Raw genomic sequence first — 16,536 nt, 5'->3', positions numbered from 1 at the left:
TCTTGTGATTCCTATAAGTATTGTACCTTGTACTTATTCATATTAATAATATATAATTTATGGTTATTTATATCTAAAATATATGAATACATACGAAAGTAGGGATAATAGTAATGTTGAATATGCATGCTCTTTATTTATTTCATACGATTGCTATCCAAGGCAGTGTAACTAAAGCTGCTAATCTATTAAATATTAGTCAGCCTGCGATTACGACACAGATTAAAAAGTTGGAAAAAGACATAGGGATTACTTTATTTATTCCGCAAGGGCGAGGGATTGCTTTAACGATCGAAGCTAAAGAATTGTTGGGATTTACACAGCGTATTTTTGCGATAACTGGACAGGTCGAACAATGGATCCAGCAGTATCATCAAGGACAGCGTGGGCAGATTCGTTTAGCGGCTACTTATTTGCCCGCTCATTTTCTATTGCCTACATGGATCGCCAAGTTCAAGCAACAATATGAACATGTAGATATGACGATAACCACCACCAATTCTACCGATGCTTTACGTCAGTTATTACAAATGGAAGTCGATATTGCGATTTATGGAGGACTTGCTGAAGAACAGACAGCAGATATTCAAGCAGAAGAACTATTTCGAGATGAACTCTGGTTTGTTGTAGCACCTAATCATCGTTATGCCGGTCAACATATTTCACTACAAGAGATGATGAAAGAACCTTTTGTAATGCGTGAGCAAGGTAGCTCGACACGAGAGCGTTTATTAGCCTTATGTCGAACTCACAATACCCCTCCTCCGCAGATTCCTTTACAATTTAATGGATTGCCAGAAGCGATTCAAGCCGTTATTGCTGGTTATGGTGCTAACTTTGTGTCTTCATTCGTGGTACGAGACTATGTAGAACGAGGACAATTAGCACGTGTATTCGTCAACGACGTGTATTTGCAAAATAGTATTGCTATTTGCACTCGTCTCCATGAGCCTTTATCTACAGCCAGTCAGCAATTTGTTCATACAATTCGGCAGGATAGTTCTATGGTAAAGTAAATGATTCTTATCTATTTAAGCATTCAATCATTTATGTTGCTTCTTCTGGTGGAGACATCGGCATATAGAGACGAACCGCCAGAGCAAGCACCAAAGTGATACCTAACAGAATACATGAACCGATAATCACTGACCACGAAATCGACCATAACTGCGCAGTTAACCCCAGTATAAACACAGATAGAATTTGCATTATAGCTGCGACCAGACTATAGATACTGCTGATCCGTCCCATGATATCGATAGGTACATGATTTTGATAAAAAGTCATAAATCCTGTATTCATAAATGCCATAAAAAAAGCTAATACAAAAAATCCAACGGCGGCACCTGCAAAAGTATCCGATAGACTATAGATCACATAACCTGTGCCAAATCCAATTGCACCAACCGTCAATAATATCGTTACTGTTAGACGCTTCACGATTATCATATTCACCAGTGCGCCAACCCCTAATCCTATCCCTGCTACGCTAACCAGATAACTATATTGACTGTCTGTACCTGACAATACTTCTTTGACAAAAGCGACTTCCATCGAATCTAGTCCTGCCGCGACCACCATCAATATTTGAAAAAGAAAATAAATTAACATCACATTCCAAGCTTGCCGACTAAATCTAATTACTAATTGCCAATCTTGCTTAATCATTTGCCAAGAACGACTGGACTTTGTCATTTTGGTTAATTGTTCGTTATGTATAGACTCATCCACTGTAACAGTTTTCTTTTCTAAATCAGGCAATATCCATGTCATCATACTAGACACACCAAAAGCTAGTGCAGTGCCGAAAATAGCCATTTGAGGACTGGTGATCAAAAATAACAAACCTGCTATCGCTGGTCCAATTAGAAAAGCACCGGAATGAATCAAACTTTGAATCGAATTAAATCGTTTACGGTATTCTGTTGGAATTAACTTGGTGGTGTATACCATGGATGTAGGTTTAAAGATAGAACTTGCCATATTAATGACCAGCACAACGATATAGATCAAGCTAATATGATGAAGAAAAGGAAGGGTGAAAATAAGTACTGCTCGCACCAGATCGAACCCAATCATTAAGCGACGTTTATTCAGCCGATCGACCATACTCCCTGCCCAACTATTGGTACATAAGGTGGCAAATGGTTTGAGAATATACAGTCCTGCGATAGCAAGTGGTGATCCATACATATCAAGCATCGTTAGATTCAGCGCTATCAAAAAAATCCAATCTCCAATATTTGCAATGGCTACACCTGTAAGCAAAATAGAAGGATATTTCCAGAAATGAGTATTGCTATTCATAAGTAGGTCTCCTTGAGGACAAAGACACCTTTCAGATCATCATAAATCTATGTATGTTCTTATCGTGGTTTACTAGCTTTTAAAATGTAGAGCTACTCACATATTGATCCAGTCTATACATAGCTATGGTCTGATCCAGTGTCTATTCCTGATATTTTGGGATATGGTAATCCTTGTTATTACGTAGTCGTTGAGATCCATTGAGATGCTTCGCTGTCGTTGTAATATGTACATTGTTTATTTCTCCTTTGTCGATCTATTTAAATAATTTGACTGATTATACCATGACGGAATAGAGTTTTGGAAAAAATCATAATATTCTAGCAACATATATCCCAATTCACACTCTTCCCATAATCCGAATTGTATTACTTTCGGAATAGTATCAGAATACTGCGCTAACTGTTTGATTGTGTCTGCTTCTTGTTGTCGCTGCACAACTTCATCAGATGAGAACATTCTTAATAGATATCTGTCATCAATTATATATTTCTGATCTTTGGAAAATCCTTTATGTATTTGCTTGATAGACAATGAGTCTGATTCGAAGCTGATTTCTTTTTGAAAAAAGCGCTGAATATCTTCTAATGATATCGATTCTTTACTGGATTTCATGTGCATCTTCCTTCCTGTTGATATAGTCACAATAGCAGTTGTCAGTCTTTTTAAAACATGATAAAGTGAACAAATTCCTACGTGATAATAACTTATAAATAAAGATACATTATATAACATACCACTAACTTTAGTTACTCTTTGATAAATATTTTGTCAAAAATGTCAGAAGCTTGGAGAGGAGAGAACCTTATGTACAAAGTGATGTTAGTTGATGATGAAGTCATTATACGTGAAGGTCTAAAGACTCGGATTGATTGGGCAACACATGGATTTGAATGGGCTGGTGACTATGCCAACGGGCTTGAAGCGCAAGCCGCTATTGTCGCTGATCCACCTGATCTGATTATTTCTGATATATGTATGCCATTTGTTGATGGATTAGAACTTGCTGAATTTGTACATGATCACTATCCAGATATCAAAATGATACTGCTAACTGGATTTGACGAATTTGAATATGCTAGAAGAGCCATTCGGTTAAAAGTATCTGATTTTATCCTTAAGCCGATTACCGCCAAAGAAATTCGTACATTATTACAACAGATTAAGCTAGAAATGGATGATCAACGTCAATTGCATAACAATATCGACCTATTACATGATCAATGGTCACAAAGTCTACCTTTACTGAAAGAACGCTTCTGGGACAAAGTATTAACGTCAGGAGTCGATCATGAAGAATGGGAACAACATCGAATTCAATTTGCTTTACCTCCTCTTGCTTCTCCTTATTATATAGCTGTGATCGAACCGGATATCGACCATACGATAGAATATGCTACATCTCCTTCTTTGCAACATGTCTTACAACTGGATCAACAACTTTCTAGTGTGTTACCGACTATTTTACCAGCTACATTCGTTTTTGCTTCTTGTATCTATTCATCTCGCTGTGTGTATCTATTCGCTTCAACTGCTGTCGATCAAGAATCTGCATCTACAATGTCTGCACAGATCGAAGCTGTATTTCAGCAGTTGTATGCTTTGGATCATCCAGATGTAACGATCCCATTTACAACAGGAGTCGGCACAGGTTGTTCGGATCTGTTGGATATTCCTCAGCAATATCAACAAGCTATCCAAGCTTTAGATTATGGCTTTCTTTTGGGGACAGGTACTCTGTTGTCGTTCTCTGATATTCAGCCGTCCTTACTCCCTTCTATAAGCTTTACCGATTGGGAAAAAGACATCGTAGCGCAGTTAAGCAACAATCATCTGCTTGAAGCACAACGTGCATCGCAACATATGGCACAGCAAATGATACTACAGCGAACAACACCTACTGAATGTCGCTCACAATTCCGACAGGTCGCTGCACGCATACAAGATTGGTTATCTCATTTAGGGCTAGAATCAGTTTGGAATGATTGGATTCAGCAATCTCAGTGGCTCACTGCTCCTACACTAGAACAGATGTTGCAACAATGGAACGATGCTCTTTATGCTACATTTACTCTTCTTAACGAACAGACACAGATTCATAGCCAGCAACATATTCAAAAAGCCATCTATTATATCGAACAACACTATGCTGAAGCCCATTTATCTTTGCAAGAAATATGCAGTCATGTGCTTATGAGTACAAGCAGTTTCAGCCAAGCTTTTAAACAACATACTGAATTGACCTATGTAGAGTATCTAACACGTGTTCGGATGGATAAAGCCAAAGAATTACTGCGTTTGACTGAATATAAATTTTATCAAATTGCTGAAAAGGTAGGCTATACCGATCCCAATTACTTTAGTTCTTCATTCAAAAAGCATACAGGTACTACTCCCAAACAATATCGGGAACAGCATCGGCAAGTAAAGGAGTTGTCCCCATAAATGCTACGTGATCTATTCAGAATCTTTACCACCTGGAAATGGAAAAGCTTGACGACCAGCTTATTGGTTGCTTTTTCCGGTCTGATTCTGATCGTGATCGCGATTATCAGTCTTAACAATTACCGGTTGACTGTTGATGCCGCAGAACAGAATTCTCAGGTGTATATTCAAGAAATTATGCGTCAGGTCAATACCAATATCCAATCGTATATTGATAATATGGAAAATATCTCATTACTCGCTTTAACCAATAAAGATGTCACCTATTATATTTCGAGCAATAGCTTTATTAGCAAAAGCGATAGTCGTCCGTATGAGAAGCGGATCTCTGATTTATTTCAAAATATTCTGTATAGCCGTAACGATATCGCTTCGATTATGGTATTTGGCTACAACGGTCGCACCGTATCTGATCGCCGAATTACCGCACTCAATCCTAATATCGATCCCAAGCAACAATCATGGTATATCGATGCACAGAAAATGAATGGCAAGTCGATCGTTTCTCCGCCTCATATTCAAAATGTAATTCGGGGTGAATATCGCTGGGTGATCTCACTCAGTCGTGAACTTAAAAGCAATGATGGGATTACGCCTGAAGGTATTTTTGTGGTGGATCTGAATTTAAGTGTGATCGACGAGATGTGTAGCCAGATTTATTTAGGCAAAAAAGGCTATGTCTTTATTGTAGATGGTACAGGCAATATTATTTATCATCCGCAACAACAACTGTTATATAGCAGTCTAGCCACAGAAGAAATTCCACAAGTGTTAAGTACTTCAAGTGGTCAATCGTTTACAGTCGATGATACCAAAGGCAAACGAATCTATTCGGTACAGGATACTGGCTTAGGTTGGAAAATCGTAGGGGTTACTTACAGTGATGATCTGATCGCTAACAAATCTTCTATTCAACATTCTATTTTACTGTATGCTCTGCTAGGTATCGGAATCTCGATTGTGATCTCGTTATTGCTATCTTTACATTTAACCAAACCGATCAAACGATTACAGCGTGATATGAAGCAAGTTGAATTGGGTAACTTTCATATCCAGACTTCCCTTGAAGAAGATAATGAGATCAATCAATTAGGTCAATCGTTCAATGTGATGGTCAACGAAATCAAGCATCTGATGGATGAAACTGTCCAAAATAGTGAGCAAAAGCGTAAAGCTGAACTCTTGCTTTTACATGCACAGATTAATCCTCATTTCCTCTACAATACGTTAGATTCGATTATCTGGATGGCTGAACAAGAAAAGCATGAAGAAGTGGTCGATATGACTTCTGCTCTTGCCAAAATGTTCCGTGCTAGTATTACTCGTGATCAAGAATTGGTATCGATCCGAGTCGAAATCGAACATATTCGTCAGTACCTGTTTATTCAGAAAATGCGTTACCGTGAGCAATTAGATTATGTATTTGATATTCCTTCACATATTTTGCACTATAAAACTGTCAAAATTCTACTTCAACCTTTTATCGAAAATGCGATTTATCATGGCATTCGTAGCAAGACGACACCCGGAATCATTTACATTTCAGCATGGCAAGAAGATGAGCAATTGATTTTTGAAGTGCGAGATAATGGATTGGGGATGAGTGCGGAACGATTAGCTGAAGTGACTCAAGGAACGGTAGCTACGAATACACAACATGGTATCGGAATTGGCAATGTGAATGAACGGATTCAACTTTATTTTGGAACAACGTATGGAATGACGATGACCAGTGTACTTGGCGAAGGTACTATCGTGACGATCCGCGTACCTGTTATTTTGTGAAAAAGAGAAAGTGAGATTGCGTATGAGGAATCAACGTATCATCTGGTGGATCGCTATTTTATTAGTCGCAGGAGCACTTTATATTATTAGTTATTTTGTCTGGTTCACCTCAGCTCATGAAGAAGAAGGAACGATTATGATTATTCTGAAGTCCAATAGTCCTCAATCGGATTTCTGGCAAACCGTACGTAGTGGTGCTGAAGAAGCAGCCAAAGAAAAAGGAGTTCAATTTCTAGTCTCTGGCCCTCTCGATGATACAGATATCAATAGTCAGTTAAATGCTCTTCAAGACGCACTGACTCTTAAGCCACGTGCTGTTGTTATTGCTCCTTTGAATGATCAACGTGTACTGAATGGGATTACTCGTCTACAAAATGCCCATATTCCTGTAGTGGTGATGGATACGCCTTTACCTGTAAACAATGCGCCTTCTTCTGTTTCTAGTGATCATGTGCAGATGGGGATGCAAGCAGGGAGAATGGCGGCTTATCAGACCAATAGTGCACCTTATGTAGCGATTATTGGCGATTATCAATCTTCTAGTATTTTCAAAGCACGTGAACAAGGAATTAAGCAAGTATTGGGTGCAGTAGCTAATAGTCACACAACGACATACTATTCCGGAGAATCAGAACAACTAGCCTATGTACTCACTACCAAATTACTTGATGAATACCCTAGACCTAATGCATTGATCGTTATGAATGAACCTATTGCAGTCGGTGCTGCTCGTGCACTCAAAGAACGTGACCTGGATTCGATGATGTTTATCGCTTTTGATAGTTCTTTTTATGAGATCGAATTGCTAGAGGAAAAAACGTTAGATGCTCTAATTGTACAAAAACCTTTTAATATGGGGTATCTGGCTGTGCAAAAAGTTCTTACCGATTCCAATTCTCTAAGCAGCCAACACTCTATCACGATGATTCCTTCGACAGTGATTACACCAACAACAATGTATACGCCTGAAAATCAAAAATTACTATTTCCTTTCTACGAAAAATAAAACAGAAAGATGGTTAATCTATGCGATCTAATCGTTTGATTGGGATAACGCTTGGTAGTTTATGCTTGATGTTGCTGCTCAGTGCCTGTACATCATCTGCGGTTGCTCCTGCTCCTGTGGGCACTACCGAGCAACAAGCCGTGATCCAATTTGTAGCTGCCGAGTATAGTTCAAGTACCAAGCCTTTACTGGAAAAGCTGGTTCGTAACTTTATGCGTGAAAATCCTTCGATTACAGTAGAGCTACAAGTGGTCAATTGGGATCTAATCGACGGCGTATATACATCGATGATTAGTGAAGGACATCCGCCAGACTTACTGAATATGAATATGTATGCTCGCTTTGGACATGATGACTTACTCAACAATATGGATGATCTAATATCCGATGATCTTAAAAATAAACTTTCACCTCATTTATCCAAGCTTGATCGTATTCAGGGGAAACAGTATGCGATTCCTTATGTAGCTACAATTCGCAAGTTGTATTACGAACAAAATCTTTTTCAACAAGCCGGTATCACTCGTTCTCCACAGACATGGTCACAATTGACGCAAGATGCAATCAAACTCAAAGCGATTGGAGCTTATGGCTTTGGTGTCGATTTAACCGATAATGAAATTCCTGCTTATTTATCGTATTTCTTTTTTGGTGCAGGCGGGGGTTGGATGAAGAACGGAAAATGGGATATTAATTCCCCACAAAATGTTGCCGGACTTACGTACCTCAAGCAATTATATACACAAGGATTAACCGATCCTGAACCGACCGTTACCATTCGAGATGAAAAACAACGTATTCTCGGTGATGGGCAATTAGGCATGATGATCAGTGGCAATTATTTTGCTTCTGTCACAGAACGTGAATTTCCAAATACAGCGTGGGGTAATGGGGCCATTCCGGTAAAAGACGGTCAGCCTCCAATGAATTTTGGTGTGCAAGATGTGATGTTATCATTTAAAACAGATCATACGAATAGAGAAGCTTTATCTACGTTTTTAGATTATTTATACAATGATGAGAATTATGAAGAAATGATACGGCAAGAAGGGATGATTCCAGTAACCACTACGGTAGCGAGTAAATTGTCTTTGGAAGACCCTATCATGGAAGCTGATATTCAACGATTGGAAAGTGCATACTTCTATCCACTTCAACAACCGGAATGGGGAGATATTATGGCATTAACTCGCAAAATGGGTAATGCTATTTTATACAATGGTGTTACTCCACAAGCTGCACTGAATCAAGTACAACAATACGCCGAACGACAGCAAACACTCTATCAGATCCCTACTCAGTGAAATATATCACATATATAACATAGTAAGTAACTATATTTAACCTATAATTAACGAATAAAACTCATATCTCGTAAAATATTCAAGATTTAAAATAATATATTCAATATAATCTTATAATCAAATCCTTTATGATAAATGAAGACGCCAAATCGTTGCAGGACTAACATTTAGCGTGATTTAAATTATCAATAGGGGGTTTGATTTTTTATGTCATGGAAAAAAAGGTTATCTGTATTAAGTGCAGCGGCATTGCTGACTGTATTTACATTATCAGGTTGTGGTAGTAGCAACGATGCAGCAAGTGGAACGGCAAGCACAGGAACAACAGCTTCATCAGGTAAAGGACTGACAGGAGATTTTGAAGTTCAATATTTTGTAGGTGGTTATGGTGATGCCTGGTGGAAAAAAGTCGTCGAGGAATTCCAAACCGCTAACCCCGATCTGAAGATTAAAGTCAGCGCAGGACCGAAAATCAACGATCAAATGAAACCCCGCTGGATAGGTGGTAATCCACCTGATTTTGTATATATTGATGGTGCGGGTCTGAATGCTCGTCAAATGATTGAAGACGGACAACTAGAAGACTTAACCGAATGGTACAAAACAGCCAAAACCGTTGATGGTGATCTGATCTCTGAATCTCTTACTCAAGCGCCTGAAGATTACAGTGGTAAAACTTATAATATTCCACTCGCTTTAAGTTCATGGGGTATTTTCTGGGACAAAAAATTATTCGCAGATAATAACTGGAAAGCACCAACAGACTTCGATTCTTTTGTCGCTGTAAGCAAAGAGATTAAAGTTAAAGGTATTACGCCATTTATTCATACAGGGATCTATCCTTATTATATTAACAACTCTATCTTGTATCCGGCGATGGTGTCTGCCAATAATGATGATTTCTCTATTTTGCAAAAAATAGCTGCTAATGATCCAGAAGCATTCAAAAGCCCTGCTGTGATGACAGCACTGAATCAGATCGTCACAATGCGAGATGACGGTATTATCGATCCAGCCGCTGTACAGTTAAATCATACCGATTCTCAAATGCTATTCTTGCAACACAAAGATGCTTTTATTGCTAACGGATTATGGATGCCTAATGAAATGTCCAAAGATGTCCCTGAAGGGTTCGACTTTGGATTTATGCCATCTATTACTCAGAAACCCGGTGGTAAATCTATTGCAGTCACTTCTACAGCTACAGTAGGTGTCGCTGCCAAAGCCAAAAATAAAGAAGCTGCTTATGCTTTTATCCAATTTATTTTCGCCAAAAAACAAGCTTCACAATGGGCTGAATTAAGTGGTGCTCCTTCTAATATCAAAGGAGATATCAGTGCTTCTAATGCGCCTGCTTTTGTAAAACAAGCCGCAGAATATCTGAATTCTAAAGATACCATTGTCGTACCTACCATTACGTTCAATGCTGATGTAGAAAAAGCAATGAATGATGCTACAGTCGCACTAACGATCGGTACTATTGATCCTAACGGATGGATTGAACGCGTATCGGCTGCCGCTCAAAAAGCAGCTAATTAATATCTATTCACTACAGGAGACGGCCCGATGCTTATCATCCGGTTGTCTCCTGTTTTACTTTTAGATATTAAATAGGCGGGATCGAAGAAAAGGATGGTGTACTTATGACTTCACGACATTGGCAACGGAATGTATTTATTTTAACCTTTATTTTACCTACGCTTATTCTATACTGTCTGTTTATGGTCTACCCGATTATACAGGCATTATATTACTCTTTATTTGACTGGTCAGGTTCTTCTGAAAATAAAGACTTTATCGGTCTCAAAAACTTTGTCGATCTGATGCATGACCCGATTATGTGGCAAGCGATCGGTAATGATTATTTTCTGGTTGCTGGTAAAATGATCGGCATTATGTTGTTAGCTACTTTTTTTGCAGTATCATTAACTCGCTTCCGTCTCAAATTCGCTTTATTTTTCCGCTCTATCTTTTTTATTCCAAATATCATTTCTGTTGTTGTCATCGGGGTATTATGGGCGTTTATCTATAATCCACAGATCGGTTTTCTCAATTCGATTCTTTCATTGATTACAGGCACTGAAGTCAAAACAGCATGGTTAGGCTTTCCTTTTCATACGATCTGGATGTTATTACCGCCTTCGATCTGGGCAGGTATTGGTTTCTATATGATTTTGCTGATTGCAGCGATTCAAGGTATTCCTGAATCGTATTATGAAGCTTCTTCACTGGAAGGTGCAGGGCAGTGGCATCAATTCACTCATATTACGCTACCGCTGATCTGGGAACAGATCAAAGTATCTGTTCTGAATATTATGATGACTACGCTCAATGGTTCATTTGTGATCGTTATGATTATGACCAATGGAGGTCCGGATAATTCGACGCAAGTTATGGGTTCTTATCTCTATCAAATGGCTTTCCAACAATTCCACTTTGGTTATGGAGCGGCAATTGGTGTTGTCATTTTGATCATGTCGTTGATTACTACCGTAGCGTTACAGCGTATTATGCGTCAGGAAACAGTCGAAATGAATTAATAGAATTACCCTAATTGATGTAAATCACATTATTCAATCGGTCTGACTCCACATCGCGGGTTATCAGAGCGTTAATCAAGGAGGAGTTCGATGGGCAGTATTATGGGTATTCGTCATCCTATTATTCGTATCTTTTTCTATCTTATTCTAGGTGCTTGGAGTATTACCGTACTCTATCCACTACTATGGACATTGCTCGATGCACTCAAAGATAACAAACAATTTTATGCCAACCCTCCATGGGCGTTACCGGATGTTCCTTTGTTATGGAGCAACTTTACGTATGTATGGGAAACGTATAACTTCGGTAAATATTTTACAAATTCATTAATCGTCACACTGGGTTCAACTGTTTTAGGCTTAGTCTTATCAGCGACTACAGCTTATGTACTGGCTCGTTATCCATTTAGAGGTAGTAACGTATTGTTTCTTTTATACATCAGTTCAATGATGGTTCCATTTAGTCTGGCATTGATTCCATTATTTTTCTTAATGAACAAGCTTAATCTGATTAATACTTCGATCGGTTTGATTCTGGTATATGCCACTACATTGATCGCTTTTGGGGTGTTTGTGCTCGTTGGCTTTTTCAAAACATTACCGAAAGAATTAGAAGAAGCCGCAGCAATTGATGGTGCTTCTTACTTTGGTACCTTTTTCAGAGTCATGCTTCCCCTTTCTCAACCCGGACTTGTCACCGTAGCTATCGTTAATATTCTGAATATCTGGAATGAGTATTTTGTTGGACTGGTATTGGTCAATGATCCTGATCATTATACACTCCCAATTGGTATCGCTGTAATGCAAGCTGAGATGCAGTATCGTACAGAGTGGGGTCCACTGTTTGCAGGATTGTTTATCAGTATTGTACCGGTATTGATTATGTATATCTTTTTCCAGCGTCAGATTGCTAGTGGGATTACAGCAGGTGCTGTGAAGTAATTATTATAGTTGAATCATTTAATATGTGCTTATCAGCAAAAAAGCCGAGTCACTATCAGGAATGAACCTGGATAGTGCTCGGCTTTTTGTATGGTTAAATCTTATTTTGTAAAAAATTAAACTTTAATCACTCGGAAATACTACTCTACCGTTACACTTTTCGCAAGGTTACGTGGTTTGTCCACATCATGCTCAAGTGCTAGTGAAGCGTAATAAGCTAACAACTGCAATACAACTACCGACAATGCTGGAGTCAATAATGGCAATGTTCTTGGAATCGATAATACTTTATCTACCGATTTCATTAGCTCTTCACGACGTTCTTCATAACTTACAACCATCACTTCTGCACCGCGAGCTTTCACTTCTTTGATGTTGCTTAGTGTTTTCTCAAGCACATCTTCTTGTGTAGCTAGCGTAATTACAGGAATACCTTCTTCAATCAAAGCAAGTGTACCATGCTTCAATTCGCCTGCTGCATAAGCTTCTGAGTGGATATAAGAAATCTCTTTTAATTTCAGAGAACCTTCTTGTACTACCGCATAATCCACACCACGTCCGATAAAGAACAAATGTTTATGTTGAGCGATATGCTCTGCATATTCTTTGATGATCGGCGCTTGTGTTAATACTTGCTCTACTTGCTCAGGCAATGAATCCATTGCTGCAAGAATATGAGCGATTTCTTCAGTAGTTTTCGTTCCACGAATTTCAGCCATATATAGACCCAATAGGTAGAAAGCAATCAATTGAGACGTGTACGCTTTAGTAGAAGCTACAGCAATCTCTGGACCTGCTAATGTAGCAATAACATCATTGGCATCACGAGCAATCGAACTACCCACGACATTCGTTACAGCAATAACATGAGCACCATTTGCTTGTGCTTCACGTAGAGCTGCTAATGTATCTGCTGTTTCACCGGATTGACTCACTACAATCACCAAAGTGTCTTTAGCAATGATTGGTGAACGGTAACGATATTCAGAAGCTACATCTGTTTCTACAGGAATCTTCGCTAGGTTTTCAATAATATTACGTCCTACAAGACCTGCATGATACGCTGTACCACAAGCAACGATCTGGATATTACGAATATTTTTAATTTGTTCTTTAGTTAATTTCAAGTCTGTGAAATGAACCCCTTTACCATCTTCGTTGATACGACCAAGCATTGTATCACGGTAAGCTTTAGGTTGCTCATAGATTTCTTTTAACATGAAATGATCGAATCCGCCTTTTTCTGCGGTTACTGCATCCCAATCGACATGGAATATTTCCCGAGAAATAAAGTTGCCTTCAATCGTCATCAATTCTACTGCATCTTCAGTCAATACAGCCATTTCGCCATCTTCCAAAATGTACACATCACGTGTGTATTTCAAGATTGCAGGAATATCGGAACCGATAAAGTTCTCGCCTTTACCTACGCCGATAACAAGCGGACTTGCTTGACGTACAGCGACTAATTTATTAGGCTCATATTCTGTTAATACGCCAAGTGCAAAAGCACCACGCATAAATGTTACTGCTTTTTGTACAGCTTTAACGATATCTCCGTCATATTCACGAGCCACAAGGTGAGCGATAACTTCTGTATCTGTTTCCGATACAAATACAACACCAGAAGAGATCAATTCGTCTTTAAGCTCCAAATAGTTTTCAATAATTCCGTTATGCACAACAGAGAATTTGCTTGTTCCATCTGTATGTGGGTGAGAGTTAAGGTCAGATGGTTTACCATGAGTTGCCCAGCGTGTATGTCCAATCCCTGCATTACCTACCAAAGGATGATCTTCTAATTTTGCTTCCAGATTCGTCATACGACCCAAAGCTTTAACCACTTGCAATCCTTTACTTGTAAAAACAGAAATCCCCGCTGAATCATAACCACGATATTCTAACTTGCGAAGTCCATCCACCAAAATAGCTTGCGTATCTTTATTCCCAATATATCCAACAATACCACACATCGTTGTATTCCTCCGTTCGAATGTTCGTCTAATGACGTGAATTGCACATCAGAACAAGAGTCAGGGATATACAGATCATGACATTAGAATAGGTATGCACTGTGTTTTATCTCTGAACCATATTTAGTTTGGAGTCCTAGGATTGATCACTTAATCAATCATTTAGCTTTCAATGTACATTCTATGTGATGCTGTTATCCTGCTCATGCTCTATGCACATTAGTAATTTTTTTGAAAATAGTCGTTCTATCTTATGCTGATCATTCAGCTTTGTGTGTATACATATGCACCAAACAGAATCTTTGTCGCAGAGATCACTCTCTACTTTTAAATTCTGCTTCACGGTTTGATGCGTCACCGGGAGGCCCCCGCCGAACATTCGAACACCTCCACCTCGTCAGCTTGATCTAATTTCTCCGAAGCGATCAAGCTCTGGCGCTTAGTGAATCTTTATGCCTACCTCTATCCTCACTTTCTATATTTGAGTACGTTAGATTTCATTTACATTACAGTTACATTACATTTGGTAACTTGTACATTATATCTATTAATCTTTTATAAAACAATGATAAAAATCTGACAAAATACTCACAAATCATTTTCAGTCTTTCTAACCAGCTATTTTATCACAGACAAGCCTCTTACTATTTAACCTTATTCCTTGATCTGACGCATTATCTTCTATAAAAAAAGGTCACTAGAATCGATCTACTGAACAGCATATATCTGCCCATAATATCGTCATCTAGTAACCTTCTATTCAAGTATAAATGATTTATACGACTAATTCTTTTTTAACTACATCTACAATTTGATCTACATATTGCTCTAATTCATTTTTGTTTGGACCTTCAGCCATAACACGAATAAGAGATTCTGTTCCTGATGGACGAACCAATACACGACCGTTATCGCCTAATTGATCTTCGACTGATTTAACAGCAGCTGCAATAGCAGTATTGCCTTCATAACGTGCTTTGCTTTCTACACGTACATTTACCAGTACTTGCGGATATTTATCCATCATTGATTTGAGTTCGCTCAATGATTTGCCAGAGCCTACTAATGTATCTACTAATTGTACTGCTGTTAAGATTCCATCACCTGTTGTAATATAGTCAAGGAAAATCACATGACCGGATTGTTCTCCACCTAGCGTATATCCTCCACGTTTCATTTCTTCCATCACATAGCGATCCCCTACAGCTGTAATCTTCGTTTCCAAAGAAAGAGCTTTAGTCGCTTTGAAGAAACCGATATTACTCATCACAGTGGATACAATCATGCTATCTTTCAATTTACCTGCACGATTCATCGCATCTCCGCAGATACAAAGGATATAGTCACCATCGACTTCTTCCCCTTTATCATCAATCGCAATAAGACGATCTGCATCTCCATCAAAAGCAAGACCGATATGTGCGCCATGACGAAGAACTTCTTCTTTTAACTTTTCAGGATGAGTAGATCCACAGTGGTCGTTGATATTCAGACCATTAGGTTCTGCTGCAATCGTAATGACTTCTGCGCCCAACTCTTTGAAAAAAGTAGGTGCCAATTCGTAAGCTGCTCCATTTGCACAGTCCATTACAATTTTCATCCCTGCAAAAGAATGAGTGATTGTAGATTTCAAATGCTCCAAGTACTTGAATTTGGATGTATCATCATTAATGATTGTTCCAAGTTCTGCTCCGACCGGACGTGGCAATGTATCTTCTTTAGCATCCATCAAAGCTTCGATTTCAAGTTCAGTTTCATCGGTTAATTTAAAGCCGTCTCCACCGAAAAATTTAATTCCGTTATCTTCTACCGGATTATGCGAAGCTGAAATCATTACACCTGCATCGGCTTTCAGTAGACGCGTAATATAAGCTACTGCTGGTGTACTCACTACACCCAAGCGGATGATATGTGCACCGATTGATAATAATCCAGCAACCAATGCAGATTCCAGCATCAGACCAGAAATACGAGTGTCCATTCCGATGACTACTGTCGGTTTCTCTGCTCCATGAGTAAGTACATACCCTCCACAGCGTCCGATCTGGTAAGCCATCTCTGCTGTTAATTCTTTGTTAGCAACGCCTCGTACACCGTCTGTTCCGAAATATTTACCCATTATTTATTGTGCTCCTTATTATTGTTCAAATTATAATTTCTATGATTGTAGCAACTTCATTTACGATATTGTAGAAAATACATCTTATAGGACAGGATACAACCCAATAGACAAT

12 protein-coding genes are annotated in these 16,536 nt (G+C 38.7%); 8 read left to right on the top strand and 4 right to left on the bottom strand.

Going from position 1 to position 16,536, the window contains the following annotated elements; all coding sequences use genetic code 11:
• The first annotated feature begins 116 nt into the window (after positions 1-116).
• Positions 117-1,016 (top strand): LysR family transcriptional regulator, encoded by a 900-nt coding sequence (locus tag RCP16_RS00155; RefSeq protein WP_308642424.1) that lies wholly within the window; start codon positions 117-119, stop codon positions 1,014-1,016.
• 31 nt (positions 1,017-1,047) lie between these two features.
• Here the strand turns inward: RCP16_RS00155 and RCP16_RS00150 are convergent, their stop codons facing one another.
• Together RCP16_RS00150 and RCP16_RS00145 are read right to left on the bottom strand one after the other, a co-directional pair.
• A complete protein-coding gene (locus RCP16_RS00150) occupies positions 1,048-2,307 on the bottom strand; it encodes an MFS transporter (protein WP_308641386.1) in 1,260 nt (419 codons plus the stop codon).
• Positions 2,308-2,544: 237 nt separating this feature from the next.
• The gene (locus RCP16_RS00145) at positions 2,545-2,922 is read right to left on the bottom strand and encodes a protein kinase family protein (RefSeq protein WP_308641385.1); all 378 of its coding nucleotides are present in this window, start codon (positions 2,920-2,922) and stop codon (positions 2,545-2,547) included.
• A 192-nt stretch (positions 2,923-3,114) separates the two neighbouring features.
• Between RCP16_RS00145 and RCP16_RS00140 the strand changes: the two genes are divergently transcribed.
• From RCP16_RS00140 to RCP16_RS00110, 7 genes are all read left to right on the top strand, one after another.
• A complete protein-coding gene (locus RCP16_RS00140) occupies positions 3,115-4,752 on the top strand; it encodes a helix-turn-helix domain-containing protein (protein ID WP_308641384.1) in 1,638 nt (545 codons plus the stop codon).
• Positions 4,753-6,537 (top strand): sensor histidine kinase, encoded by a 1,785-nt coding sequence (locus RCP16_RS00135; protein WP_069325686.1) that lies wholly within the window; start codon positions 4,753-4,755, stop codon positions 6,535-6,537.
• Positions 6,538-6,559: 22 nt separating this feature from the next.
• A complete protein-coding gene (locus RCP16_RS00130) occupies positions 6,560-7,543 on the top strand; it encodes a substrate-binding domain-containing protein (protein ID WP_308641383.1) in 984 nt (327 codons plus the stop codon).
• 20 nt (positions 7,544-7,563) lie between these two features.
• A complete protein-coding gene (locus RCP16_RS00125; protein WP_308641382.1) occupies positions 7,564-8,847 on the top strand; it encodes an extracellular solute-binding protein in 1,284 nt (427 codons plus the stop codon).
• A 207-nt stretch (positions 8,848-9,054) separates the two neighbouring features.
• The gene (locus RCP16_RS00120; protein WP_308641381.1) at positions 9,055-10,386 is read left to right on the top strand and encodes an ABC transporter substrate-binding protein; all 1,332 of its coding nucleotides are present in this window, start codon (positions 9,055-9,057) and stop codon (positions 10,384-10,386) included.
• A 104-nt stretch (positions 10,387-10,490) separates the two neighbouring features.
• On the top strand, positions 10,491-11,387 hold the full coding sequence (locus RCP16_RS00115; protein WP_069325690.1) for a carbohydrate ABC transporter permease: 897 nt from the start codon (positions 10,491-10,493) through the stop codon (positions 11,385-11,387).
• A gap of 90 nt (positions 11,388-11,477) precedes the next feature.
• Positions 11,478-12,329, top strand: coding sequence for a carbohydrate ABC transporter permease (locus tag RCP16_RS00110; protein ID WP_069325691.1), 852 nt, complete (start codon positions 11,478-11,480; stop codon positions 12,327-12,329).
• A 140-nt stretch (positions 12,330-12,469) separates the two neighbouring features.
• On the opposite strand, the gene glmS is transcribed toward RCP16_RS00110, so the two are convergent.
• Together glmS and glmM are read right to left on the bottom strand one after the other, a co-directional pair.
• On the bottom strand, positions 12,470-14,302 hold the full coding sequence (gene glmS, locus RCP16_RS00105) for a glutamine--fructose-6-phosphate transaminase (isomerizing) (RefSeq protein ID WP_308641380.1): 1,833 nt from the start codon (positions 14,300-14,302) through the stop codon (positions 12,470-12,472).
• 775 nt (positions 14,303-15,077) lie between these two features.
• Complete coding sequence (gene glmM / locus RCP16_RS00100) at positions 15,078-16,421, bottom strand: phosphoglucosamine mutase (RefSeq protein WP_137225626.1); 1,344 nt, start codon at positions 16,419-16,421, stop codon at positions 15,078-15,080.
• Positions 16,422-16,536: the final 115 nt, after the last annotated feature.

Origin of the sequence: Paenibacillus nuruki, from assembly GCF_963311185.1 — a bacterium.
Taxonomy (GTDB): Bacteria; Bacillota; Bacilli; order Paenibacillales; family Paenibacillaceae; genus Saccharibacillus; species Saccharibacillus nuruki.
The sequence above is the reverse complement of the archived record's forward strand: the minus strand, read 5'-3'. Positions and strand labels throughout refer to the sequence as shown.